24 protein-coding genes and 2 tRNA genes are annotated in these 26500 nt (G+C 35.1%); 10 read left to right on the top strand and 16 right to left on the bottom strand.

What is annotated here, in order from left to right; genetic code table 11:
- Window positions 1-82 precede the first annotated feature (82 nt).
- Window positions 83-799 carry a DNA repair protein RecO gene (recO, locus tag MODO_RS03470; protein WP_006257767.1) on the bottom strand — a complete coding sequence of 239 codons (717 nt, stop codon included), beginning with the start codon at window positions 797-799 and terminating at the stop codon, window positions 83-85.
- Window positions 800-1033: 234 nt separating this feature from the next.
- Between recO and MODO_RS03465 the strand changes: the two genes are divergently transcribed.
- The 3 genes from MODO_RS03465 (at window position 1034) to MODO_RS03455 (ending at window position 4063) form a co-directional block, all read left to right on the top strand.
- The gene (locus tag MODO_RS03465) at window positions 1034-1816 is read left to right on the top strand and encodes a PdaC/SigV domain-containing protein (protein ID WP_006257768.1); all 783 of its coding nucleotides are present in this window, start codon (window positions 1034-1036) and stop codon (window positions 1814-1816) included.
- 20 nt (window positions 1817-1836) lie between these two features.
- Window positions 1837-3294, top strand: a complete 1458-nt coding sequence (locus MODO_RS03460; RefSeq protein ID WP_006257769.1) for an oligosaccharide flippase family protein — start codon at window positions 1837-1839, stop codon at window positions 3292-3294.
- An 85-nt stretch (window positions 3295-3379) separates the two neighbouring features.
- Window positions 3380-4063 carry a hypothetical protein gene (locus tag MODO_RS03455; RefSeq protein WP_006257770.1) on the top strand — a complete coding sequence of 228 codons (684 nt, stop codon included), beginning with the start codon at window positions 3380-3382 and terminating at the stop codon, window positions 4061-4063.
- A 1003-nt stretch (window positions 4064-5066) separates the two neighbouring features.
- Here the strand turns inward: MODO_RS03455 and MODO_RS03450 are convergent.
- From MODO_RS03450 to MODO_RS03440, 3 genes are all read right to left on the bottom strand, one after another.
- Entirely contained in the window at window positions 5067-5864 is a 798-nt protein-coding gene (locus tag MODO_RS03450; RefSeq protein WP_006257772.1) for a M48 family metallopeptidase, read from the bottom strand.
- 243 nt (window positions 5865-6107) lie between these two features.
- On the bottom strand, window positions 6108-7856 hold the full coding sequence (locus MODO_RS03445; RefSeq protein WP_006257773.1) for an alkaline phosphatase D family protein: 1749 nt from the start codon (window positions 7854-7856) through the stop codon (window positions 6108-6110).
- A 104-nt stretch (window positions 7857-7960) separates the two neighbouring features.
- Window positions 7961-8467: a DUF421 domain-containing protein gene (locus tag MODO_RS03440; RefSeq protein WP_006257774.1), complete on the bottom strand. Its 507-nt coding sequence runs from the start codon at window positions 8465-8467 to the stop codon at window positions 7961-7963.
- A 147-nt stretch (window positions 8468-8614) separates the two neighbouring features.
- On the opposite strand from MODO_RS03440, the gene MODO_RS03435 reads away from it, so the two are divergent.
- Together MODO_RS03435 and MODO_RS03430 are read left to right on the top strand one after the other, a co-directional pair.
- On the top strand, window positions 8615-9046 hold the full coding sequence (locus tag MODO_RS03435; protein WP_006257775.1) for a hypothetical protein: 432 nt from the start codon (window positions 8615-8617) through the stop codon (window positions 9044-9046).
- 28 nt (window positions 9047-9074) lie between these two features.
- A complete protein-coding gene (locus tag MODO_RS03430; RefSeq protein ID WP_006257776.1) occupies window positions 9075-9494 on the top strand; it encodes a hypothetical protein in 420 nt (139 codons plus the stop codon).
- Between the two features lie 70 nt (window positions 9495-9564).
- Here the strand turns inward: MODO_RS03430 and MODO_RS03425 are convergent, their stop codons facing one another.
- Together MODO_RS03425 and radA are read right to left on the bottom strand one after the other, a co-directional pair.
- Window positions 9565-11205, bottom strand: coding sequence for a DUF4139 domain-containing protein (locus MODO_RS03425; RefSeq protein ID WP_006257777.1), 1641 nt, complete (start codon window positions 11203-11205; stop codon window positions 9565-9567).
- A gap of 16 nt (window positions 11206-11221) precedes the next feature.
- Window positions 11222-12592 (bottom strand): DNA repair protein RadA, encoded by a 1371-nt coding sequence (gene radA, locus MODO_RS03420; protein WP_006257778.1) that lies wholly within the window; start codon window positions 12590-12592, stop codon window positions 11222-11224.
- Window positions 12593-12736: 144 nt separating this feature from the next.
- On the opposite strand from radA, the gene MODO_RS03415 reads away from it, so the two are divergent.
- A complete protein-coding gene (locus MODO_RS03415) occupies window positions 12737-13297 on the top strand; it encodes a hypothetical protein (RefSeq protein WP_006257779.1) in 561 nt (186 codons plus the stop codon).
- 61 nt (window positions 13298-13358) lie between these two features.
- On the opposite strand, the gene MODO_RS03410 is transcribed toward MODO_RS03415, so the two are convergent.
- The 5 genes from MODO_RS03410 to MODO_RS03390 form a co-directional block, all read right to left on the bottom strand.
- Complete coding sequence (locus tag MODO_RS03410) at window positions 13359-13640, bottom strand: F0F1 ATP synthase subunit delta/epsilon (protein ID WP_006257780.1); 282 nt, start codon at window positions 13638-13640, stop codon at window positions 13359-13361.
- Between the two features lie 26 nt (window positions 13641-13666).
- A complete protein-coding gene (atpD, locus tag MODO_RS03405; RefSeq protein ID WP_006257781.1) occupies window positions 13667-15178 on the bottom strand; it encodes a F0F1 ATP synthase subunit beta in 1512 nt (503 codons plus the stop codon).
- A gap of 153 nt (window positions 15179-15331) precedes the next feature.
- Window positions 15332-17176 carry a glutamine--fructose-6-phosphate transaminase (isomerizing) gene (gene glmS / locus MODO_RS03400; RefSeq protein ID WP_006260490.1) on the bottom strand — a complete coding sequence of 615 codons (1845 nt, stop codon included), beginning with the start codon at window positions 17174-17176 and terminating at the stop codon, window positions 15332-15334.
- A 6-nt stretch (window positions 17177-17182) separates the two neighbouring features.
- Entirely contained in the window at window positions 17183-18826 is a 1644-nt protein-coding gene (gene bamH / locus MODO_RS03395; protein WP_006257784.1) for a BamH family beta-barrel-assembly machinery protein, read from the bottom strand.
- A 51-nt stretch (window positions 18827-18877) separates the two neighbouring features.
- Window positions 18878-19681, bottom strand: a complete 804-nt coding sequence (locus tag MODO_RS03390) for a glycogen/starch synthase (RefSeq protein WP_006257786.1) — start codon at window positions 19679-19681, stop codon at window positions 18878-18880.
- Between the two features lie 110 nt (window positions 19682-19791).
- On the opposite strand from MODO_RS03390, the gene panC reads away from it, so the two are divergent.
- The 3 genes from panC to MODO_RS03375 are packed head-to-tail and all read left to right on the top strand — an operon-like array spanning window position 19792 to window position 21979.
- Complete coding sequence (gene panC / locus MODO_RS03385) at window positions 19792-20640, top strand: pantoate--beta-alanine ligase (protein WP_006257787.1); 849 nt, start codon at window positions 19792-19794, stop codon at window positions 20638-20640.
- Window positions 20641-20652: 12 nt separating this feature from the next.
- Entirely contained in the window at window positions 20653-21003 is a 351-nt protein-coding gene (gene panD / locus MODO_RS03380) for an aspartate 1-decarboxylase (protein WP_006257788.1), read from the top strand.
- A 7-nt stretch (window positions 21004-21010) separates the two neighbouring features.
- A complete protein-coding gene (locus MODO_RS03375) occupies window positions 21011-21979 on the top strand; it encodes a lysylphosphatidylglycerol synthase transmembrane domain-containing protein (protein WP_006257789.1) in 969 nt (322 codons plus the stop codon).
- A gap of 164 nt (window positions 21980-22143) precedes the next feature.
- Here MODO_RS03375 and MODO_RS03370 read toward each other — a convergent pair whose 3' ends face one another.
- On the bottom strand, window positions 22144-22560 hold the full coding sequence (locus tag MODO_RS03370) for a CBS domain-containing protein (protein WP_006257790.1): 417 nt from the start codon (window positions 22558-22560) through the stop codon (window positions 22144-22146).
- Window positions 22561-22849: 289 nt separating this feature from the next.
- On the opposite strand from MODO_RS03370, the gene MODO_RS03365 reads away from it, so the two are divergent.
- Complete coding sequence (locus tag MODO_RS03365) at window positions 22850-23284, top strand: VOC family protein (RefSeq protein WP_006257791.1); 435 nt, start codon at window positions 22850-22852, stop codon at window positions 23282-23284.
- A gap of 593 nt (window positions 23285-23877) precedes the next feature.
- On the opposite strand, the gene MODO_RS03360 is transcribed toward MODO_RS03365, so the two are convergent.
- The 4 genes from MODO_RS03360 to MODO_RS03345 form a co-directional block, all read right to left on the bottom strand.
- Window positions 23878-23951: transfer RNA gene (locus MODO_RS03360), tRNA-Asn, on the bottom strand.
- A 373-nt stretch (window positions 23952-24324) separates the two neighbouring features.
- Window positions 24325-24398: transfer RNA gene (locus MODO_RS03355), tRNA-Asn, on the bottom strand.
- A gap of 85 nt (window positions 24399-24483) precedes the next feature.
- Window positions 24484-25125, bottom strand: a complete 642-nt coding sequence (locus tag MODO_RS03350) for a trimeric intracellular cation channel family protein (RefSeq protein WP_006257792.1) — start codon at window positions 25123-25125, stop codon at window positions 24484-24486.
- Window positions 25126-25154: 29 nt separating this feature from the next.
- Window positions 25155-26447, bottom strand: coding sequence for an aldehyde dehydrogenase family protein (locus tag MODO_RS03345; protein ID WP_006257793.1), 1293 nt, complete (start codon window positions 26445-26447; stop codon window positions 25155-25157).
- Window positions 26448-26500 lie beyond the last annotated feature (53 nt).

Here is a 26500-nt window from a genome sequence, read left to right as displayed (position 1 = left end):
ATATTTTTTAATCAATTTTGCGAATTTAAACAAATTACTTCAATATCTCCCTAATTAATTGGTAGGAAAAACATTAAAATATTTAGTTAGAGAAGACTTCTTTTAAAACTTCTAAAGAATTAGGCTTTCTGAAGTCATTTAGGTGCTGTTCATAATAACTAATTATCATGGTTAACAGTCTCTTCCGATCCTTATTATTAAAGACTTTCTGGTCACTAGAGAAGCCTAATTCAATCAATTTTCTAAACAAAAAGGTCGGTTCTTCATCAAAACAACAGGGAGAAAAGTGATCAGTAAACACTCCTTCTTCCCAGTTAAAATAAAGCTTACTTTTTCCTTCCGATGCAGGGTAAAACCCAAAGTACTTCGTCAATTCTACCATCAAAATCAAGTGGAAATTAGCTACCTCATCATGGGTATCAAACCACAGTAAAGCCGCTTCTAGAAAAGTAAAGAAATCCTTATCTACAACAGGCTCTCTAAATACTGAGTGCAATACTTCTCCGATAAAGATAGCGATACAATTCTTGTTGTAATTATAATAGATATCTTGATATACATGAGCTGTTTTAACCTCCTTAAAATACTCTAGCCCTCCTTTATTCTTATAAACAAAGTCAATATCTAATATCGTCAAAGGTTGAAAATAAGCTATTTTCTGTGCAGACTTCCCTTTGGCAAAAGCATTGCGAACAAAGAAACTCACCATACCTGCCTCTTCTGTAAAGCACTTTACGATTAAGCTCTTCTCTTGATATTTTAAAGCACTAAGTACAATTGCTTTAGTCTTTATCTGCATCTATTCTCTTTTAATAATCTAAAATACGTCTTCTTCATCTAATTGTGTGCAAAAGTACTAAAATAAAACAGACCTAACATATAAAGGCACTGCTTCAACTGGCTCAAAATATCTCCCCTAAAGCATTATAATACAGTGCAAATACATCCTAAAAAAGAGACTAGCGAAATCTTACAATATGAGACTATAATCATAACAATTTTCATAGCTTTGCACATACCTATGAAAAAAAGCATGAAAAAAATCTTACTAATTCTATTCCTTTCAATAGCTGTTGCGAGCTGCATGAAAGAGAAGAGTTTCTCTTTTGAGGAAAAAGTGTACCAGAAGATATTATTAGACACTTGTGTTGATGAGGACTGTACTGAGATCAAGATTACAACAGCAGAGATAGTCGATCCTCAAAATGAAATAGCAGACAGAATCAACAAGGATAACCTCTCTATCATTAATGAGATTCTCTCTTTTGAAAATGAGAAGAAACAGGCTACTAACTATGACAGTATTGTAATCTCGTTTACGAATGCTTATACCAATATGGTTAAGAAATTTCCTAAAGCGACAATACCTTGGCAAGCGAAAGCGAATAATATCGTAACCTTCTACGGGGACAACTTAGTCAGCTTTGCCTTAGATTACTATATTTTCACAGGAGGAGCTAACGGATTTCAAGGAGAGAAAACGATGCACTATAACCCTGCTACAGGAGAACAATACAGTAAGGAACAGTTGTTTAAAAACTATGGGGACTTCAAAAAACTAGTGATCAACAAGTTAAAAGAATTAAATGATAACGGTAAAGAGAAGGCTACTAATATAAGCGAACTATCACTAGAAGAAGATTCTCTAGAGATGCCAGAGAACATCTTTATCTATGAAGATAGTGTAGTACTTAACTTTACTACTACAGATGTAAGCACAGTTGCAAGCAAGGTAATCACCATCTCATTCACACAAGAAGAAATAGTCCCTTACCTAAGCTTTGAACTAAAACCTAAGCCAAACACAAATAAATAATACCCGCTAAACAAAGAGTTGTGAGCATTTATAAAAAGATATTTAAACAAACGGCTATCTACGGATTAGCAGCAGTATTTCCTAAAGTAATTGGGTTCTTCCTAGTTCCTTTTCACACAGACTTGATGCAAAATAACGACTATGGTCAGTATAGTGTTATTTTCTCTATTATGATGTTTCTAAATGTGATACTTTCATTTGGGATGGAGACCGCCTTCTTTAGATTTTATAATAAACAAGAGGATAAGAAAGAGGTTATTAATAACAGTTTATTATTCCTTGGATGCACCACTTTACTATTCGCCATAATTAGCGTATTGACCTTAGACTTTTGGGCTTCTATCCTTAGTGTATCAAATGAACTATTATACTATGTACTCTTTATTTTAGTACTAGACGCCTTAGTTATAGTTCCTTTTGCTAAGCTTAGAGCAGATCAAAGACCTCTATACTACAGCGCCATCAGGATAGCGAATGTATGTATCTACACCGCTCTTAATATATTCTTCTTATACTACCTACCTAAGCTAAATAACGCTTATCCAGATAGTATATTCAACACTATTTACAAAGAGGGAAATCAAGTAGTCTATATATTTATTGCTAACCTAGTTGCTAGTTTATTCACTTTCTTAGTCTTCTATAAAGACTACTTTAGTATCAAGTTTAAGTTTAATAAAGAACTGAATAAACAGATGCTTACCTACAGTTTTCCTATCATGGTAGGAGGACTTGCATTTGCTGTTAATGAAGGTTTTGATAAAATCTTGTTAGAACGACTATTACCAGCTGATATCGCACTATCAGAAGTAGGAAAATATGCTGCATGTTATAAGTTAGGATTGTTTATGGTCTTGTTCAGACAAGCTTATACACTAGGTATCGAACCATTCTTCTTTAACTACGCTAAGAATGACGACGCACCTACTAAATACGCTACCATTACTAAATACTTCACTATTTTTGGTAGTATGATTATGTTAGGCGTTATCGTATTTGCAGATGTATTGAAAGTCCTGTTTATTAGAAACGAGTCTTATTGGGATGCGATGATAGTCGTACCACTTATCATCTTAGCCAACTTATGTATGGGAATCTATACCAACCTATCTGTATGGTATAAACTAAGAGATAAGACAGCCATAGGAGCTTACATCTCTATTATGGGAGCTGTATTCACACTGATCTTTAACTTTATCCTTATCCCTATTTGGGGATATATGGGATCAGCGATAGCTACTCTGATAGCCTATGCATCCATGATGCTAGTCTCTTATGTGATGGGACAAAAACACTATCCTATCCCTTATGACAAAAGAGCTATAGGAGGATACTTAGGAATATCTATACTCCTTAGCTTTATATACTTCTACTGCTTCAGAGAAAACTACTTCATAGGAATAGCCTTTATACTCGTATTCTTAGGTATTATATACAAATTTGAGAATGCAATGATCAAGAAAATCATCAAAAGATAAATATAGAATCCATTACTAATTAAGTAATGGATTTTTTTTAACATGCCTTTAAATATCTTATATTTAATACTTTAAAAAATACGCTATGACTAACGAAATCTTTTTGAGTATTACTAAAGACAACAGTTCTATTACACTCTTTGAAGAGAGACTATTTTTACCTTTCTTCTGGATTTGCCTACTAGACCATGAGATGATAAGTAGTAGAATACCTCACTGGGAACAAGCTTATAGATTCGTAGATTTCGATCTGGAATATGAGAGAGATGATGAGAGTATAGATAATACCGCATGTACAATCACTATCTCTAAAGAAAAATTTCATACCAATTCCGCAATAGCTAGAGAAAAGATAGAGAAGCAACTCAATCAAGCATTACCTCTATACGATGATTTTATAGCTTGTATAGAGAGTCATCTCTCTCAAGGAGGTGTGATTAATTTAGAGATACTATACTATATTCGCTGTTGTGACTCACCACAGGACTTCATTAAGGGTATAAACAGAGAGATAACATCCATAAAAAAACAGCAAGTTTATCCTATACGGTACTTCGACCCAATAGACTTAATAGGTACTGGAACAGGTATAGCCTCGATAGACAACAAGGAATTTAAAGAATTGGCCCCCTATAAGCACGCTGATGATAACAGATACAATGATAAACCTGACCATGATCCTAATTTGAGGCAAAAGAATATTCGTAAACTAATCTACTTCTTCATCTCCCTTATAATCATAGTTATTTTATTCATTATAAACCAATAATTCCTTCTTAGATAATGACAACACATCTCTCATATCTCTAAGAGATTATAGTATCATCTAAGTCTGTAATACACCATGAGTACAAGACCTCATAATAAGATAACCACACAAATGAGAATACTAGCACTATGCCAAATAGCGCTAGTGGGCTTATTTATCTATCACATTAGTCTTAGGAATACGTACAGCAGCCTTATATTCGTAGATGCACTTATATTTATCTTACTAGGTGCTTATATAAAACATCTCCTTATCGTAAAAAAACCTAATCAAAAGAAAAAGAGGAAAAAAAAGAAAAGATCAAGATAACTGTATATCAATGCTCTCTCTTAGCTACTCTCAATCCCGATACAACATGAATTCTTCTGCTGATCAGTACTTAATTCTAAGCAACAGCTCTCCAACACCACTTACTTAAGCACTTCACATCAAGCGCTACAAACCGTATTGCTATAATCAAATGCTACCCCTTCCGGCTATTTCCTAAAATAGCATAGAACCTCTGCCCTTTCTTTCCCCATTCTTTCTTCTTGGATAATACATGATCAATACTAGAAGCATTCTTCGACTACTATTTCTCTAGTCCACTATTTACGACCTATTCTCCACTAACTGTCGAGCGATTTAAGACGAAGGTAGATATCCTCTAGGATAGAGATAGGTACACCAAGAAGAGAAAAAACACAAGAAAAGCATAAACAACTAAATAACAACAACTTAAAACAATAGCCTATTAAAAAAAATATATCCTTTTTTTTAGAATAGCCCTTCATTAGTACCCAAAATCAATGTTTTTCTAAAAAAAGAGAGACAATAACTCTAAAATATACCTGATTAGTACCCCCTAAAACAGCATTTTTTTAAAAAAGTGAAGTGTGTTTTTTAAAAAATGCAAGAAGACTATTATAAGTACTTCATCAAAATAGGCTTAGACACTTATACATAGAAGCAAAAAAAAGCCACTTCTATACAGAAATGGCTCTTCATATTGTTGTTTAGACGACTATTTCTTAGCGTCTTTTTTGATTTTATCTTCGATACGTTTTACACGCTTCTCACTATCAGGGTGAGTAGAGAATATTTTAGCTTTAGTAGATTTATCAGCTCCATATTCTTTCTCCATATCAGCAAACTTTTGGAATCCATCTGCTAACGCTTGTGGGTTCTTACCATTCGCTACTAAGAATTTATAAGAGTAATCATCTGAATCAGTCTCTTGTCCTTGAGAGAACTGAGCTCCAATAAGTTTCTCTGTTAGAGCCCCTAGGTCTCCTTTCATTAAGTCACCTACTGTACCTTGAGTTGTACCAGCAAATTGTACAGCTGCTTCTGCTAACAATACTTTTCTATACCCGTTTAAAGAGTGCTTTAATTTTACGTGTCCGATCTCGTGACCGATGATACCTAATAGCTCATCATCACTCATAATATCCATCAATGAAGAGAATACACGCACACTTCCATCAGGACAAGCAAAAGCATTTACGTCTGTAACGTAATATACTTTATAGTTTAGATCTAGACCATCATAGTTCTTATATGGCCCGAAGATACGCTCTAAACGCTCTGCATATGCTTTCTTCTTAGGATCTTTATCCTTCACTGTACACACAGGGTTATTCTCATCCATCCACTTAACAGCAGCGGCGGCAGACTGAGCTACTTCTTCATCACTTACTGTAAATGCCTTAGCTGCTTTTAGACCAGCTTCGATCTTCTTTGGGTTTAATTTACCAAACTGTGCATTAGCTGTTCCTATTGCAAAACACACTAAACATGCAGATAATAAAACTTTTTTCATAATGTTAATATTTTTTTACAAGAACAAATGTACTCTTTTATTTTAAATTCGCTAATTGAATCTTAAATACTCATAATCAACCTATAACAATGCTATTAGATTCTCAAAAAGACCTAAAAACATTCGTATTTTTCCCTTGAACCATTCAAAATAAAACGCTCTATTACCAACTACTTAGATGTATTACCCTACTAAAAAAGAGCTCCTAAGAGCTCCCTAAATAATATGAAATACAACAACTTATTATATCACAACTGTTTTTTTAGTTTGTACTGTATAATTAGTATTAAACACAGTGTCTACAAATCTCCACTCTGCCTTCGCTCCAGATGTGGTGTAATCAATATATAAATATCCTCTATCCGTAAGATTTACATAGTCAAGTTCATCTATTAATAATGGCATTACTTGTTCTAATTGTCTAGCCTGACTCGGATCATTCGATATTCCTAAATACGTCTCCATACCAGGTGAACTAACAGAACTAGTTGCTAACTCATATCCTACTACCTCTCCTGTCTGTGTCTTCATCTGACTATACCATGCATTATGTGTATCTCCTGCTAGAGTCATTACCTTTTTTCCCTTGCATAAGCTATACAGCATCTCTCGCTCCACCGCATACCCATCCCATGCATCTAGATTATATGGAAGTACAGTAGTCACTCTAGCTTTCTCCTGTGCTGTAAGTGTAGGATCTCCTTGCAGTAAGCGAGTTTTAATCACTACTAATTCTCCTACAGCCTTTTGTAAAGCAAGCATTGAGTTAGCAGAAGCACTTCCTCCTGCCTCTATCTCTGCCATGATCTGATTAACAATCATTAAAAACTCAGCAGGAACAAGCATCTTCGCCATTAAGATCTGTTGTCCTAACACCTGCCATGTAGCCCCACTAGAGTTCATCTGACCAGCTAACCACCCCAACTGTTCTTTCCCTAATAATTGACGATTAGGGTTCATATAATCTTGCATAAACTTAGCTTGATCAAAGCCGCTAGCCGTCATATAATTGCCATAACTCAACTGTTTATCTCTAGCAATAACACGAGTATCTAACATATGTAATGAAAGAATATTACCGAAGTCAAAACTTCTATAGATACGAGCGTCTTTACCAGTCTTTAGTGGTATAAACTCACTATATGCCTGTAATGCTGCTCTTTTTCTTGTTTCAAAACTACCTTCTGTTTCTGGCTGATGATTCTCTGCACCATCCTTATACGTATCATTAGCTATCTCATGATCATCCCACACACAGATGAAGGGCTTCTTCTGATGTGCCAACTGAAGGTTAGCATCACTTCTATACTGTCTATATCGCTCTCTATAATCCTCTAAAGTAACGATCTCTTTATTCGGTTTATGAGCTCTGTTAAAGGCTAATGTACTCGCATTAGTACCATATTGTCCAGGAGCGTATTCATAGATATAATCACCTAAGTGGATAATGACATCTGCATCTGACTTAGCCATCTCACCATAGACATGAAATAGACCTGCAGGATAATTAGAACACGACGCTATGGCTAGCTTCACATTACTCACTTGATCTGATGTAGCAGGTAGTGTGATGGTCTCCCCGATCACAGAAGTATCTTTGGCAGCAGTATTATAGAATCTATAATAAAACTTACTATTAGAAGGTAAGTCTTGTATTTCTATAGCGATTGTATTGTCTGAAAGAGAGGCAACAGTCGCTTTGCCTTGACGAACAATATCTTTAAAATGAAGGTCTTTTGCTATTTCCCATACTATTTCAGTATTAGCATTGGCATAACGAGTCCAAATGATAATACTAGTAGCAGTTGGGTCAAAACTAGCTACACCATAGTCAAAGTTTTTGATCTGAAACTGTCCATCTACACCATCTGTGTTAGGATTGCTTGAATCGTCATTAGAACAACTAATAATTATAGGAGCTAAAAATAAACTTCCTGATGCTAATAAAGAAGTGCGCAAGAACTTCCTTCTATTGAATTGTGAATTATCCATACTTTAAAAACTTTATCACAAAACAACTCTTCTCGCATTATCAGAGAATTAAAACCAGGTTAACAATCCGTAACCATTAGGTGCGATATGTTAATTTATAGTGCTTAGACTGTTTGGTGTTTTTCCTTGCGCTTATGAAAAGTCTCTTTATACTGCCCCTCATTATCTTTAGCGATAATACTGATGCTTCCGTTGATTTCTAATGTTGCTAATTTCACTTGTTTGAAGTACTCTACACCATGTTCATGCATAGCCTCAGTCAACTCTTCTGAGGTAATGCTTAGCTGTGTAGCTTTAGCGAAATCAACCACACCGTGCTGGATAATGACTTCAGGTTTTTGTTGGAGTAATCGATTGACAAGTTTGTTGTGAGCGATCAGTCGTTTCATTCCGTAATTTAAAGAGAACAAAACAAAAGCAGCTAATATTCCTCCTTCTAAGCTCGTATTAGGGCCAACCATAGCATTCTGTACTGAATTGCTAATTAAGAGCATTAAAACAACGTCAAATGTGTTTAACTGAGACAACTGTTTCTTGCCAAACACACGCATCGCTATAATCATAAATAAATATACAGCCACACTTCTCCATACGATATCTAAATACTCCATAAATACTTGCTTTTACTTCAAATTTAAACAAAAGCTAAATACAAAAAACACAACTTCTAGACTATCTCATCCTTCTATATCATAAAATAGTAGGACAACCTCAAAGACAATCTCATTAGTTCTATTCAACAATAACACTTATCTTAGATGTTATCAAAAGCAACTAAACTAATGTTTGATTATTTATTCAACGAAGGAGAAACTCCTAAATATCCTATGTTATTGGCATTACTAGTAATGACTATATTTGGTGTAGGTATGTACTTCCAAAGCAACGAAAATGTGTATACTCTCAATGATAAAGAATTAGAAGAAAACCTAAAGAGAGAGTTTAATGCTTCTGTAATCTATAAAGGCATTGAAAAAAATAATAAAAATACGGAGTACTATCAGCTAGATAACAATATGAAGTTCTATACATATCACCCTATCTTTAACTTAATAGATGTAGGGGATAACCTGATCACTAAGAAAGATTCTTCTACATTAGAAATCAGAAAACAAGATACTATTATCTATATAGACTATAAAACGGATATTTGGGCAAGATTACCTAGAGGATCTAACTTTTATAAATAACAGCTTACCTGCACTACTATACCCTACTATGAAAAACAATTGGTTTAAAGATGGACTTGACTTCGAAAACATAAGTATAAACCCATTTATACCTATGCTAGCTGTATTATGTCTTATCGTCTTAGTCGCTTATAAATGCGGAGGAGAAAATGCCTACACAGAGAATGATAGACAACTAAAAGAAAATACACTTAAAGAGTTTAAGGCTGTTGTCATCAGTCAAGAAGCTAATAAAGGATCTAGAGCAGGATCTTATTACATACTAGACAATGATATGCGATTCTATGAGAGAGAATACCTCTATAAGGTAATAGAGATAGGAGATACACTAATCACTAAACAAAATTCTACAAGACTAGAGATTATCAAAAAAGACACTGTTCTGACGATAGATTATTTAGAAGATATATGGACAGCTAAAGACCGTTCACTGAGATATAGGCATTAGAATAGCCTTATAAAAAAAGCAGGAGTGATATATTCTATCACTCCTGCTTTTTTATTCACTTGCTATAATCTTATAAGTTTAAATTTTGATTCTTATCATATCTCACTTGGTATCCAAAGCGAAGTGATTTACTATCATTTCCTTTCAGTCTAAGGTCCCACTTCACAAGCCCTTTCTCTTCATTAAGCTTTCCTGATGAAGTCTCTGTTAATTCTACTTCTATATCTTTATTAGAACTAATAGGATACTGGTCTTCTACTTGTATATCTATCTGCTCAGCTTTGTTGTTGCGGATTGTAATATCGTATACGAAGTTTTGAGACTTTTTAGAAGATAACATCTTAGTACCTGATTTATCTTTTAATAAAATACGAGTAACTGCTACTTTAGGATCTTTACCCATATTTAGTTTCATCTCCTCTTCAGTGTTTGCAGGGTTCAACATTGTCTTACCAACATATACTCCATCAAAGATTACGTTTGCCTCTCCTGCTAATAAGTTATAATTACCATAGTCCTTAATCGTTGCTACTAAATAAGCATTTAGGTCAAGCTTAGGAGCTACATAATATTTATACTCCGCAGGAATAGCAAAGTCGTTAAGTGTAACACTATGTGACTTATTATTAGACATCACCGTGTACGGAATATTTATATCAAATGATACGTTTAACTGTGATTCGTTTACTTGAGTAAAGTTACTCATTGTACTCTCTTCATATACAACAGCGTCATTTAGCATAGAAGACGATTCAGCTTCATAACTCATCTTAGCAGACATATCTGCCATTACATTTAATTTCTTATTTGCATTTCTATTATATCCTGCAGTCGTTAGATAGGTATTATAATCAAGGAACCACGTGCTCCAAGTAGGAATAACATTACTCTGATTCGCTACACCACTTGTCAAGCTAAGATTCACACCTCTCCAGTCAATACCAGAACTCTGTTTCACATCCGCTTTATAAACTACTTTTACAGGAGAGTTAATCTTCTCTACTCTTAGGTCATAAAAAGGCTTCCATGACGCAGCATTCGTTAAATACTTAATCTGAAAAGGCACTTCACCTTCTCTGTCATTCATTACTTGTATAATCAGCTTACCCTTGCTAGATTTCTCACTTTTGCCTTCATTAAAAGCAAGCTTATCTTGTAAATTGGTTAGTCGAGTATTAAGGTCATCCTTCTTCTCGTTTAACTTATCTAACTCTGTACTCAGCTGTAGTCTCTTTGTTTTATAATAGTCTACCATCTTCATCACTTCTGCAGTAGTTGTTCCTTGTTCTCCACCTACTTTCTGATTAGAGTCTAATAAAGCAATTGTTCTACTTTCTACATCAATAGCATTATTCACCTTCTTTAATTCAGTTTGAACTAATTTAATACTATCTCTTACAGGCTTCAACAATGGAGAATCTACTGGACTATCATATTCTTCTACATATCGATTACTATACTGTATAGCCATGACTGTCACCTCAGATATAGATCCGATCTGTATAGTAGGTTCGTTTAGATAATCAGCTACATTGGTAATCACTACCTCTGAAGTTCCCTTAGGCAACTTCAATTTGGCCTTATGCGTTAATTCAGCACTGTTAAAGTACACTCGGGCGCTCTCTAGCTTAGCAGGTGTAAACACAGGCTTCTGTGCCCATGTCATAACCGTAGTCAAAGCTAATGTAACAATCGTTAGATTCTTTTTCATAGTATTCAATTTTAAGTTATCCGAAGAGGTATTCTACTACATCTTCAATCTTAGTCACTAGAACAACCTTAATTCCTCTACCAGTATGACTAATCTTATTATATTTTGAAACAAAAATAGTAGAGAAACCAAGCTTCTCTGCTTCTTGTATACGTTGGTCTACTCTATTTACAGGTCTAATCTCACCAGATAGCCCTACCTCTCCAGCGAATGTAAAGTCTTTGCCAATAGACATATCTTGATCTGAAGATAGAATAGCAGCAACCACCCCTAAGTCAATGGCAGGATCATCTACTGTAATACCTCCTGTGATATTTAAGAATACGTCTTTTTGTCCTAATCTAAATCCAGCTCTTTTTTCTAATACAGCTAAGATCATATTCAGTCGTTTCAGGTTATATCCTGTTGCACTACGTTGTGGAGTACCATATACAGCTGTACTCACAAGGGCTTGTACCTCTACCATCAGTGGGCGCATCCCTTCTAAAGTAGCAGCGATGGCTGTTCCTGATAATTCTTCTTCTTTATGTGATATTAATATTTCAGAAGGATTAGACACCTCTCTAAGACCACTTCCTTGCATCTCATAAATACCAAGCTCTGCTGTAGAACCAAAACGGTTCTTATTCGCTCTTAGTATTCGATATACGTGATTTCTATCACCTTCAAACTGTAATACAGTATCCACCATGTGTTCTAACATTTTAGGTCCTGCTATACTTCCATCCTTTGTTATATGTCCAATAATCAATACTGGAGTTCCAGTTTCTTTAGCGAATTTAGTTAGCTCAGCTGTACACTCTTTAATCTGAGAAACAGTCCCTGCAGAAGATTCAATATATTCTGTATGCAAAGTTTGAATAGAGTCAATGATTAATACATCAGGCTGTATCTCCTCTATTTGACGAAAGATGTTCTGTGTATTGGTCTCTGTAAGGATATAACAGTTATCATTAGCAGGGTTAATACGCTCTGCCCTCATCTTTATCTGTTTCTGACTTTCCTCTCCTGATACATAGAGAGTCTTAAAAGGCAAACGCAGAGATATCTGTAATAATAATGTACTTTTTCCTATCCCAGGCTCACCACCTAAAAGCACCATAGAGCCAGGTACCAGTCCACCTCCTAAAACACGATTAAGCTCACCATCCATAGTATTCATACGTATCTCCTCTGTACTGTCTATCTCTCGTACCTTTAGAGGCTTCGCTACCTTCTTCATGGTATTAGGAGAACTACTTACTGCTTTCCACGCTGTCTTTTCTTCTTTTTGGATTACCTCTTCTACAAGTGTATTCCACTCTTTACAAGCATTACATTGTCCCTGCCATTTAGCGTATTGTGTACCACAACTCTGACAGAAAAAAGCCGTCTTTACCTTTGCCATTACTTTCTATTTAAAATCTTCTTACGAAGATACGATGTTATCATTAGACAATAATAACTTGATAAAAACTAATTACTCCACAAGAAATAAATTATATTCTATAATAACATTTATATTTACTACAATAAAACACACTATTAACACATGAGAAAACTAATTTACACAGCTTTAATAGCTACACTAACCTTAAGCTTTAATGCTGTGCATGCACAAGAACAAAAACTAGAGAAACGCTTTGAAGCAGGAATACACCTACTTGGAGTTGGAGTTAACTATGAATACCCAATAGTAGATCAGTTAACTGTACTAGGGAAAGTACAATACAACGTAGGCTTTTTCGGTAACTCTGATTATGTAGATTACATCGCTTCTTTGTCCTTAGGAGTAGAATCTAGATATTACTATAACTTTAATAAAAGAGTTCGAAAAGGTAAAAACACAAAGAATAATTCAGCTAACTTTCTTTCTTTAGGCTTTGATTATATGCCAGATGCACTTACAAGTACGGATTCAAAAGACAACATTAAGGTAGAAAAATCATCTCATCTATCTCCTATGTGGAATATAAGACGAAATATAGGTCAATCTAATTTTTCTTACGAAGCTGGTATCGGTATTGATTTCTATAGAATACATTATGATCATAGACCAACTGAAAAAGAAACAGGTTTAGCACTAAGATTAAGTATCGGCTATACCTTCTAATATATAGAACAAAAAAAGACCTACTCATTGAGTAGGTCTTTTTTTATTTCTAATCAGCTAATTAGTTAGCTAATATAATAATCTTATTATCGCTTAATTCGATAGTTCCAAGACTGATAGGTAAATGATAAGTATCATTACTTACTTTCTCGAATTTAGAACTAAACTCTGGTGCAATAGAAATGTTTTGCCCTGTGAACTTTACACTTCCTTTTGTTAGGATAGAAACAATAGGAGCGTGATTATTTAACATCTGAAACTCTCCATTTGCTCCTGGAACTGAAACTGAAGTAACTTCTCCAGAAAATAAAGTAGCCTCAGGTGATACAATTTCTAATCTCATGTCGATCTCTTTAAATATTAATTAGATTATATTTCTGCAAGCATTTTCTCTCCAGCTGCAATCGCTTCTTCGATTGAACCTTTTAAGTTGAAAGCTGCCTCTGGTAAGTGGTCTAACTCACCATCGATAATCATATTAAATCCTTTGATAGTATCTTTAATATCAACTAATACACCTGGGATACCAGTAAACTGCTCAGCTACGTGGAATGGTTGAGATAAGAAACGTTGAACACGACGAGCTCTGTATACAGCTTGTTTATCTTCTTCAGATAACTCTTCCATACCTAAGATCGCGATGATATCTTGTAATTGTTTATATTTCTGTAAAATCTCTTTTACTCTTTGAGCACAAGCATAGTGGTCTTTTCCTAAGATCTCTGGAGTCAAAATACGAGAAGAAGACTCTAGTGGATCAACTGCTGGATAAATACCTAACTCTGCAATCTTACGAGATAATACAGTAGTAGCATCTAAGTGAGCAAACGTTGTTGCTGGTGCAGGGTCAGTTAAGTCATCCGCAGGAACGTAAACCGCCTGTACAGAAGTAATAGATCCTTTTTTAGTCGAAGTAATACGCTCCTGCATAGCTCCCATCTCAGTAGCTAATGTTGGTTGGTATCCTACTGCAGAAGGCATACGACCTAATAATGCAGATACCTCAGAACCAGCTTGAGTAAAACGGAAGATATTATCTACGAAGAATAATACGTCTTTTCCTTGGTCATCACCAGCTCCATCACGGAAGAACTCAGCAATAGTTAATCCTGATAATGCAACACGTGCACGTGCTCCTGGTGGCTCATTCATCTGACCGAATACGAATGTAGCTTTAGATTCTTTCATACCTGGCTTATCTACTTTAGATAAATCCCATCCTCCATTTTCCATAGAGTGCATGAAGTCATCTCCATATTTAATAATACCTGACTCTAACATCTCACGTAATAAGTCATTACCCTCACGAGTACGCTCTCCAACTCCAGCGAATACTGAAAGTCCACCGTGTCCTTTAGCGATATTATTAATTAATTCCTGAATCAATACTGTTTTTCCTACTCCAGCACCTCCGAATAAACCAATTTTACCCCCTTTTGCGTAAGGCTCAATTAAGTCAATTACTTTGATACCTGTGAATAATACTTCAGTTGAAGTAGATAAATCCTCAAATTTTGGAGCAGAACGGTGAATTGGTAAACCATTAGAACCTTCTTTTGGTAAGTTTCCAAGACCATCAATAGCGTCTCCTACAACATTAAACAATCTACCAAATACATCTTTACCAATTGGTACTTGGATTGGAGATCCTGTAGATGCTACTTCATATCCTCTACTTAAACCGTCTGTAGAGTCCATTGAAATTGTTCTTACTGTATCTTCTCCAATATGAGATTGTACCTCTAGGATTAATTTAGTACCATCTGGTTTTGTGATTTCTAATGAATCATAAATCTTTGGAAGCTCGGCATTTGCAGTGTTGAATACTACGTCAACTACTGGCCCGATAACTTGCGCAACTTTTCCTGTAACTTTAGACATTGCTTATGTATTTATTTAACAGCTATTTACGTTTATCGAAAAATTCTACTTTTTCAGAGTGCAAAGATAGTTTTTTTCTCTGAATATTAAAACTTTGAAATTTTATTTTAAATAAAAAAAAAGCGAGCCTTAAAAAGACTCACTTTTCTACTATCATTCAACCGTCACTGACTTAGCCAAGTTTCTCGGTTGGTCAACATTACACTCTCTTAAAACAGCGATGTGATAAGATAACAGTTGTAATGGAATTGTCGTTAATATTGGAGTTAAAGCCTCAGAAATACCAGGTACTTCGATAACGTGATCAGCTAGTTCTCTTACTTGCTTATCTCCTTTTGTTACCACAGCAATGATTTTTCCATTTCTTGCTTTAATCTCTTGGATATTACTCACTACTTTATCATAGTGATCTTGATTAGGTGCAATTACAATAACTGGCATATGCTCGTCAATTAAAGCGATTGGACCGTGTTTCATCTCAGCAGCAGGATATCCTTCTGCATGTATATAAGAGATTTCTTTCAGTTTTAACGCCCCTTCTAATGCCACAGGATAGTTATATCCTCTACCTAAGTATAAGCAGTTAGTTGAGTCTTTATAAACCTGAGAGATTTTTAATATTTCTTCATTTTGAGTTAACGCTTCCTCTACGCGCTCAGGCACTAGCTCTAATTCATGTAAATATTTTAAATATTCAGAATTAGGTAAAGTTCCTTTTGCTTTTGCTAAACGAAGAGCAATTAAAGTCAATACTGTAATCTGAGTTGTAAATGCTTTTGTAGAAGCAACACCAATCTCAGGTCCAGCATGTGTATAAGCTCCAGCATGTGTCTCTCTAGAAATAGAAGATCCTACCACATTACAAACTCCGAATACGAATGCTCCTTTTTCTTTCGCTAATTTAATAGCGGCAAGAGTATCTGCTGTCTCTCCAGATTGAGAAATAGCAATCAGAACATCACTAGAGTCAATAATTGGGTTTCTATATCTAAATTCAGAAGCATACTCTACTTCTACTGGTATTCTTGCAAACTCTTCGATTACATACTCAGCTACTAAAGCAGCATGCCAAGATGTACCACAAGCAGCGATAATAATTCTCTTCGCATTTAAGAATTTATCGATATTATCTTCGATACCTGCCATTCTGATCAAACCTTGATCAGCTAATAAACGACCTCTAAAAGTATCTTTAATTACCTCTGGTTGCTCGTATATCTCTTTTAGCATAAAATGGTCGTAACCATTCTTCTCGATCTGCTCTAAGTTTAATTGTAACTCTTGAACGTAGTGTGTAACTAATGAGTCATCTTTAATCTTGCGAATGCGCAATGGTTTGTGCAGTCTAATAATAGCCATTTCTTCATCTTCTAAATAAATAGCATTATTAGTATACTCGATAAAAGGTGATGCATCAGATGTAATGAAGTACTCATTCTCACCGATTCCGATAGCTAATGGACTACCAAGTCTAGCAGCTATTATTTCGTCTGGTTTTTTGATATCCATTACAGCGATAGCATACGCTCCCACTACTTGATTTAAAGCGATCTGAACAGCTTTTCCTAACTTAACACCTTGAGTTTTTTGTACATCCTCGATTAAGTTAATTAATACCTCAGTATCTGTTTCAGACTTAAATGTATAACCTCTTTTAATTAATTCTTGCTTAAGAGAATCATAGTTCTCTATAATACCGTTGTGAATTAAAACTAATTCACCCGAATTAGAAAAGTGAGGGTGTGAGTTCACATCATTTGGAACACCATGTGTAGCCCATCTAGTATGCCCTATACCTACTGTTCCTTTTTTTATTGCATCTGTACTTTTTTCTTCTAAATCAACAACTTTACCTTTTGTTTTACAAAGATTGATTGTCTCTCCATCGAATATAGCAAGACCAGCAGAGTCATATCCTCTGTACTCTAATCTTGTTAAACCTTTAATAATAACAGGGAACGCATCGCGATGACCTATATATCCAACAATTCCACACATACTTGTTTACTTTTTAGCTTTAGTATAAAAAATCTCTAACTTCATCTTCTTATTGTCCAGCGTAGTATTCGCTCCATGAAGTACAACTCCGATTGGGCAGCTAACAGCATAAGCTGGAACAACATTCACGTTAGTAGGTTCGTTGTTTATTTCGTTTTTCAATTTCTGATTAACATACCCTCCTACTGCAAAGTTATTCGCAACAGTCAAGGCTAATTTAGGGCTCACGTCATTCTTACTTTTCAGAAGACCTCTTATGTGGTCAGTGATTTTAAACTTATAATAATACCCTTCTTTTTTATTCTCTTTATCTTCTTTTACGAAGATACCGTTATATCCTTGTTTGATATACTGAGATGTACTCACCGCATCATTAGCAAAGTCTGACAACGCAATACTGTTGTCATAATCGTATAAGAACAGACGCTCAGGGATAGGTTGCCCTTGCATACGCTCCTTGTCCACATAGATCGTTAAGTAAGCTTCGTTCAGCAATACGTCCTCTTTCTTAAGTGCTTTTAACTCTTCAAGGTTATTAGACTTTAGAAGATCGATAACTGCTAAGCTACCTTGTCCACCTTTTATGTAAAGGCTTTCATCACCTTGCACTTTATTCGCATTAGCCACCTCTGATTGGTAAGTTCCGTCTAGAAGTGTATTAAACATATTCACACTAAATTTCTTAGTTCCTACCGTATTACCACTTAAGCTAAGAGTGATTTCTTTTCTTTCGCGTGTAATCACTTCCTTACCATCTTCTCCTTTTGTCTTTTTATCAACATGGAATATAACTACGATTTTACCCTTAGCAATATCTAATAATCCAGTAGTTCCTTTACTTCCGTTTCCTTCTGTTTTTAGGTATAATCCCTTAAACAAATCACTGAATCCGTTAGCCTCTGACAACTTCGCTTTATTATCATTAATAAATTTCTCGAAGTAGTTCTTATTCAAATCTAACCACATTCCAGGGATAAGGCGTTCTTTAATCTGATTATCTCCTGTATTTGGATCTTTAATAGGATTACCGTCCTTATCTGTTTTATAGATAACGATTTCTCTATTTGTAAAAGTAAAATTAGAATTCTGAGACGACTGTCCCGAAGTATTTAACTGTGTATTAATCTTATTTTTATCGATTAAAGCACCTGTTTGGTCAGTATAGTATTTAGATGCAGAACCATCTGTTAAGTCTACATCCATCAAGTGATAGTTATTCTGATAAACTTTTAAATCTATAGAACCTTCACCATATACATTTTTAAGTTTATAGTAATTAACTTTATTATCTACTTTGTCAAATTGAGAAAAGTAAGGCACATACACATATACAGAGTCTACCTTTACATTATCTCCAATATCTCCAACAACTGATGTTGAATTAGCTAGTTGTACAACTAAATCGTTACTAGTAGCACCAAATAATCCATTGTCTAGATACCCAAAAGGGACTTCTCCTAATCTACTTCCATCTACTGCTCCATAAGCTTGATTATAAGCTTTTATATCCTTTACGTTATACGATTCGATATCGAAGTTTCCTCCTCCTATTATATCGCTTCCCGTTTCTGTAAAATCACTCTCACAAGCTTGTAAGGCCATAAAGCCTAATACAAGAGATATTCCTTTTAATATATTCTTTTGGTTCATCTAGTCAATCCAATCTATTTGGGTTATTACTATTCTATTCTGATATAGTTATTAAAAAAACTTCTGATAAAATTCAGTATAAGCTTTAGCAAACTCATCTTTAGCTACGAAAGGTAAAAAAGGTTTTTCAGAAGACTCTATAAATTTTGTTAAATTTGAACTTACCTCTTCTGAAGCAACGATAACACCATCTGAATTTTTGATAGCATTCATCATGATACTTTCATAAGTAGGGTTCTCGAAGTCATTCACTACGTCTTCTGGGAAGCCATCGAATGCTATTTTTTCTTTCATAGTAGCATCTAAGACACCGCTAAATCCTTCGCTAAAAATAGAAGTAACTACTTTCGTATCAGAGAAAATAGCTTCATCTTTATAATAATGTTTTAAATAAGCTGGCAGCAATGAAGCCATCCAACCCTGTACATGTATCACATCAGGAACCCAGTTAAGTTTCTTAACCGTTTCGATTACACCTTTTGTAAAGAAAATAGCTCTTTCATCATTATCAGGATACAATGTTCCATCCTCATCTGAGAAAGTAGATTTTCTTTTAAAATACTCGTCATTATCTATAAAGTAAACTTGAATACGCTCTTTCGGGATAGAAGCTACCTTAATGATTAGTGGCATATCCATATCATTTACGACTAGATTCATACCTGACAATCTAATAACTTCGTGTAATTGATGTCTTCTCTCATTTATGCTACCATATCTAGGCATAAAAATTCTTATCTGTCCTCCTTGATCATTAATCATTTTAGGAGCATCATAAGACATTAATGAAACTTCATTTTCTGCTAAATAAGGTACCACTTCAGATGATACATATAATATCCTCTTTTCTTTCATCTTCAATTATAATTTCTGTGTTTGAAACAAATAAACATTGCAAATTTACAAAAATTTATGCAGTTATTTTCTAAATAACTAATTTTGCCATTATTTTAAACACGAAGCTAATGTTTCTTTTTAGTACAAAAGCCGAATTACAAGCGTATTTAAAACCATTTCGCGACGCTAATAAGGCAATTGGTCTTGTACCAACAATGGGGGCCATCCATAAGGGGCACCTTTCATTAATGGAACAATCATTAAATGAAAATGAATGTACTGTAGTAAGTATTTTCGTTAATCCGACGCAGTTTAACAATGCAGAAGATTTAGAAAAATACCCTCGTACTTTAGAAAGAGATCAGGAGATCATTAAGTCTCTTTCTGAACAAATTGTAATATTTGCACCATCTGTTGATGAGATTTATGGTGGAAATACTGTAGCCCAATCATTTGATTTTGATGGACTAGAAAACGAAATGGAAGGTGCTTCTCGCCCTGGTCATTTTGATGGAGTAGGAACTATCGTGAGTAAACTTTTTGAGCTTGTTACGCCTAACAAAGCTTATTTTGGAGAAAAAGACTTCCAACAATTGCAGATCATCCGCAAGATGGTAGATAAGCTTCATATACCTGTTCAGGTTATCGGAGTGCCTATCTTCAGAGCTACGGACGGATTAGCCATGAGTTCTCGTAACGAACGAGTATCTACTGAAGGATTAGAAAAATCAACTTTCTTATATCAAGTATTGTTGAAAGCCAAGGATTTATTCAAAAGTGAAAGTATTTCTAAAGTTAACGCTTTTGTTGAGAATGAATTTAAAAATAATCCTAACTTTGAACTCGAATACTTCACTATAGCAGAAGAAGATACTCTAAAAACAGCTACATCTAAAAATGAGGCTCATAGATACAGAGGATTCTTAGTTGCTCATATCGAAGGCATTCGACTAATTGACAATATATCTTTTAACTAAAACTCACGCGAAATGCAAGTTGAAGTAGTAAAATCAAAAATTCACCGTGTAACTGTAACTGGAGCAGACCTACACTACATCGGAAGTATTACGATTGACGAAGTTTTAATGGAAGCTTCTAACATCATAGAAGGAGAGAAAGTTTCGATTGTTAATATCAACAATGGGGAACGCTTTGAAACTTATGCTATCCCTGGACCTCGTAACAGTGGAGAGATCTGCTTAAATGGTCCTGCTGCACGTAAAGTACACAAAGGGGATATCATTATCATTATTACTTATGGAATTATGGATTTCGAAGAAGCGAAGACATTCAAGCCTTCTATCGTATTCCCTAATGAAGAGACCAACACGTTAACATAGCCTCTTATTGAAAAAAAATATCAGTAAATTATTGAATATATTACTCCCACTTTTGTTGGGAGTTTTTTTGGTTTATTACGCCTATAATCAGTTTACTGAAGACCAGATAGAGGAGATGAAATCTCAGTTTAGAGATGCTAATTATAACTATATTATCATCTCCTCTTTCTTTTCTATTTTAAGTCTGTGGGCACGCGCCTATAGATGGAAGTACGCCTTGCGTTATATGGGATATCCTGTATCCACATTCACTAACTTTATGGCTATCTCTATTGGTTATCTTCTTAACCTGACAGTACCTAGATCAGGAGAGGTATCTAGAGCGATCGTCTTGCAGAAGTACGAGAAAGTCCCTTTTGACAAAGGCTTTGGTTCCATTGTTTCAGAACGAATTATTGACCTTATCTGTTTATTGCTTTGCGTATTTTTAGCCTTAATTTTACAGTATGAAGTACTAAAAGACTTCTTATTAGCCAAGGTTCCAGTAGAGAAACTAAGTATATTAGCTATCATCGCATTCGTAGGCTTATTAGCCACTATTGCCTTATTCTATTATAGCAAATGGAAAGTAATCTTATTTATTAAAAATAAAATCAAAGGACTTACAGAAGGAGTCAGTAGCATCTTTAAAATGCCGTATAAAGTTGGTTTCTTATTCCACACTTTTCTTATTTGGTTTGGTTATATCGCTACATTCTACTTCGGTACACATGCCCTAGAAGCTACTAGTTCACTCAGCATTCCTATCGTTATGTCTGCCTTTGTAGCAGGTAGTTTTGCCGTATCATTTACTAATGGAGGTTTTGGAGCATTCCCGCTAATCATCGCAGAATTATTGTCTATTTACAGCATCTCTGCTGTCGCTGGTACAGCCTTTGGGTGGATATTATGGACTACTCAGACAGCAATCGTAGTCATATTAGGAGCACTATCCTTCTTAATCTTACCCCTGTACTATAATCAAAAGAAGAACTAATCTCGCACTACCTCATCATAAAAAAAGTACCTATCTAAAAAATTAGACAGGCACTCTTTAATAGTACAAACCAGTAAATTGGTATAATGATGGTATAAACAGCGCTATCAGTTATCAATCATTATTTCTTTATAGGTTACTTTGTGGGGATAATTGTTGTTGTTTTAATATTGTGCTATCAAGTAATTGATCATATCTGTAGTTGTCACTATTCCTTGTAGTACATTATCCTTATCTACTACCGGAAGTGAGTGAAACTGCTGTTTAGAGAAGATCTCAGCTACATCTTTGATATTAGTATCATCCATCACCACGATTGGGTTCTTCGTCATTACATCTTCTAACTTATAAGCGTCATAAATAGCGTCTAATGCACTTTGGTCTAAATCATTTGCTCCATATCCTATCTTTAAGATATCGTTGCTACTGATGATCCCCACTACATTCTCTGCTTCTATAACAGGGATATGTCTAATATTATATTCTACTAATAATTGGTTTACTTCACTTAACTTTTTATTAGTTGGCACAGCTATAAGTGCTTTAGACATAATTTGAGATACAGGTACTCTTTGTTTCATAGTGCTATAGTGTTTTATTGTTCTAGTACAAAGATTGCACTTACATACCTCATAATACATGATAAAAAGCAGGTTTTACTAAATAATAATGTCGTAATTTATATAGCAATGTTGTATTTATAGAACACATTATTCACCATAAGTGAATATACCACAATCTCAAAACTCTCCAATCCCTTGCCAATACTCGAAAAATAAAAATTGTGACAATTTATCTCAAAACAGTTTATCCAAAAGCCTGTTTTTTACCTAAATTGCTTCATAATTAACTACTTAAAAAATTATATCTATGGCAACAACGAACACCTACCTAACCTTCAATGGCAATTGTGAAGAGGCATTTAATTTTTATAAATCTGTATTTGGAGGAGAATTCACTTACCTCGTTAGATTCGACAGCATTCCAGATAGCCCAGAATTCGTAGTATCCCAAGAGGACAAGAACAAAATCATGCACGTCTCACTTCCTATCGGTAAATCTGTCTTAATGGGTAGTGATACTTCATGTGGCGATCCAACACCTATTGTACAAGGGAACAATTTCTCGATATCAGTATCCACAGATAGCCAAGCAGAGGCAGATGATCTATTCGCTAAGATAGCGGTAGGTGGTACTGTGATCATGCCGATCGAAGACATGTTTTGGGGTGACTATTTTGGAATGGTATTAGACCAATTTGGCATCCAATGGATGATCAACTTCAGTAGAGACGGACAGTACTAATAAGACCTTACCCCCTGATCATCCCATCCCAATAGTAACCTTCTGTTGGGATTTTTTTTCTAATTACATCACTTTATAAAAGACTAACTTTAAATAGAACTAACTAATATTATCCAACACTGCTGTTGTAGACACTATATAATTATCAATCCCCTAATAAGAGATCTTATTAGGGGACTTTCTTTTTATTCCAATTAGACAATTTCTATTATCTCTTCTTAGACAAATGAGACAATGTTTTCACTTGCCTTCCTATGCTCCCTATTTGATAGTATAGTGATAGGCAGGTGATAGGCTTATTTATAGTACTTTTTAGCCGACCAAATGCCCATCACTAGCCGACCACATGCCGACCACCCCCTATATTAATGTAAAAAAGATAACAGAATACGCTAATTCTAACACCTATTAATCGTTCTAAAAAATGGAATGCAAGCGAATATTAGCTTGATATCGATAGAATTAAAAATGAAAGAAAACTTATGCTCTAGTAGATGAACAGATAATAAAATGAAGATAATCAACCCCCTTAAAGACAAGAATGGGATAGATATCAAATAAAAAAGCCAGTCATAAGACTGGCTTTTGTTTTGCTCCCCCTCTTGGGCTCGAACCAAGGACCCTCTGATTAACAGTCAGATGCTCTAACCAACTGAGCTAAGGAGGAAGGTTATATTCTACCTTTATTGCATTGCAAATATATACATTTTTAATCAAATACCTCACTGTTTATAGGCTTTTTGAGCATTTTTTGTCAAAAAAAATGAAGCTTGAATTAAAACTATCTGATTATGAGATAGAAGTACTTTTACTTTTTTCTAAAAAAAATAAAAGTACTAATTCAAAATACTACTTATCGCCCTATTTATAGCTTATAAATAGGCTTCCAGATAATCTCAAAACAAACTTATTGGACTAATTTAACACGACTGAAAAGAATCAAGTACAAAATCTAATTAAAAAGAACACTCAAATTAGATAACAAATATAGAAATAGTCTAAAAATAAAAAAGCCAGTCATAAGACTGGCTTTTGTTTTGCTCCCCCTCTTGGGCTCGAACCAAGGACCCTCTGATTAACAGTCAGATGCTCTAACCAACTGAGCTAAGGAGGAAGGTTATATTTTACCTTTATTGCGGTGCAAATATATAACGATTTTTAGTATCTGCAAATATTTAATTTAAAAAATTAAAACTTTTTTATTCTTCACTTTTTAAGGTCGGAAGCCCCAGTTTATAACGATTTGCTATCAAGCGAATTACAAAAACGGAAGCCGCACAGAATATTTGTGTAAAAATTATACCTACACTGAAATAATCAAGTAGATAGTATATCATCACACCGAATATACAGGTCAGCGCATACCACTCCTGTTTAAAAATAGCAGGAATCTCGTTAATCATTATATCCCTAACGATACCTCCTACTATCCCAGTGATAGTCGCCATGATCACTACTACCCAAAATGGGTAGCCTAGAGACATGGTCTTCTCTGTACCTACCACAACAAATAAACCTAGACCTATACTGTCAAACCATAAGAAGGTACTGTTTAGATGCACTAATTGTTTTCTAAAGAGTACCACGAAGAATAATGCTATTACCGTACACCACACATACACACTATTTAACATCCAGAAAGGCGTAACTCCTAATAGTAAGTCACGCAGAGTCCCCCCTCCTGTAGCAGTGACAAATCCTACTACTAATGCACCGAACCAATCAAGGCTCTTCGCTGAGGCCATGCGGATACCCGAAATAGCAAATGCACAAGTCCCGAAGAACTCAATAATGTCTACAAAGTGTATTGTAGTCCAAAAATCAATAAATTTATCTAGCATAACACGACAATATATGTATAAAAACCGCCTTATTTAATTACCACTGACTTCTTATTTACGAATGATAATAATCCTTCTTCTGCCATTTCTCTTCCTATTCCAGAGAACTTATTCCCTCCGAATGGTACTCTAGGATCAGAGATTACCATCTCGTTTATAAATACAGCTCCTTCGTCGAACTCGTGAACCTTAGATTTTAAGAATTCGACATCTTTACTAAACATCGCCACACCTAATCCGAAGCGAGAATCGTTGCTCATCTCTATCGCTTCATCGAATGTATCATAGCCTACGATAACCGCTAGTGGACCAAAAGTCTCTAGCTTAAATGCAGGCATATCAGGCGTGACATCTGTGATCACAGTAGGCTCGAACTTCGCTCCATCACGCTTACCTCCTACTGCTATCTTCGCCCCCATCTGTACAGAATCATTCATAATGGTCTCTAGTTCTATCGCTAAATCTTCTCTAGCCATCAATCCGATACCTGTATTATGATCCATTAAGTCACCGAATCTGATCTCTCTGACTGCGGCTACAAACTTATCTGTAAATTCTTTAATAATAGCATTGTGGATTAAAAATCGCTTTCCTGCTATACAGCTCTGCCCAGTATTCTGAAATCTAGCATTGATAGCTGTGGGGATAAGAGCGTCTATATCCACATCTTCTCTTACGATAAAGGCATTACTCCCTCCAAGTTCTAACACAGTAGGCTTAATCAATTCCCCTGCTTTCTTCCCTACAGAGCTACCTGCTGCCTCACTCCCTGTAAGAGATACTCCCTTGATGATAGGTGACTCGATGATCGCATCTACTTCTCTACCTGCTACAGTTACATTAAAGTACACTTGCTCATACCCCTCTACTCTAAAGCAGTCTTCTAATGCCTTAGCACTAAGAGGCACGTTACTCGCATGCTTCACTACTACCGTATTACCTGCTAATAAGGTCGGAATAGCAAATCTAAACACTTGCCAGAAAGGGAAGTTCCACGGCATCACTCCTAGAATGACACCTAAAGGATCATTCACCGTATACGTCTCTGACCAATCTGTCTGTATAGTTCTCCCTTTTAGAATCTCTTCTCCATGCTCTATATAATAATCTATTAACCTCGCACTCTTCTCTGCTTCAGCTACAGCTTGCTTAATAGGCTTATGCATATCCAATGTCATACATTTTCCATACTCCTCTACATTAGTAAGTAGGTTCTGCTTAACTTTCTGAAGATAAGCTACTCTATCACTCACTTTAAGTTTCTTCCAATTTAGAAATGCACTATTGGCATTATCTAAAATATCTGTTACTACTTTGTCCATAGTTTGAATGTTTACATTTTCTCTAAAATTAATAATTGTTTTACAAACCTCCT

Source organism: Myroides odoratimimus (assembly GCF_001485415.1).
GTDB classification, from domain to species: Bacteria; Bacteroidota; Bacteroidia; order Flavobacteriales; family Flavobacteriaceae; genus Flavobacterium; species Flavobacterium odoratimimum.
Note: the sequence above shows the minus strand (reverse complement) of the source record. Positions and strands in the feature narration are given on the sequence as shown.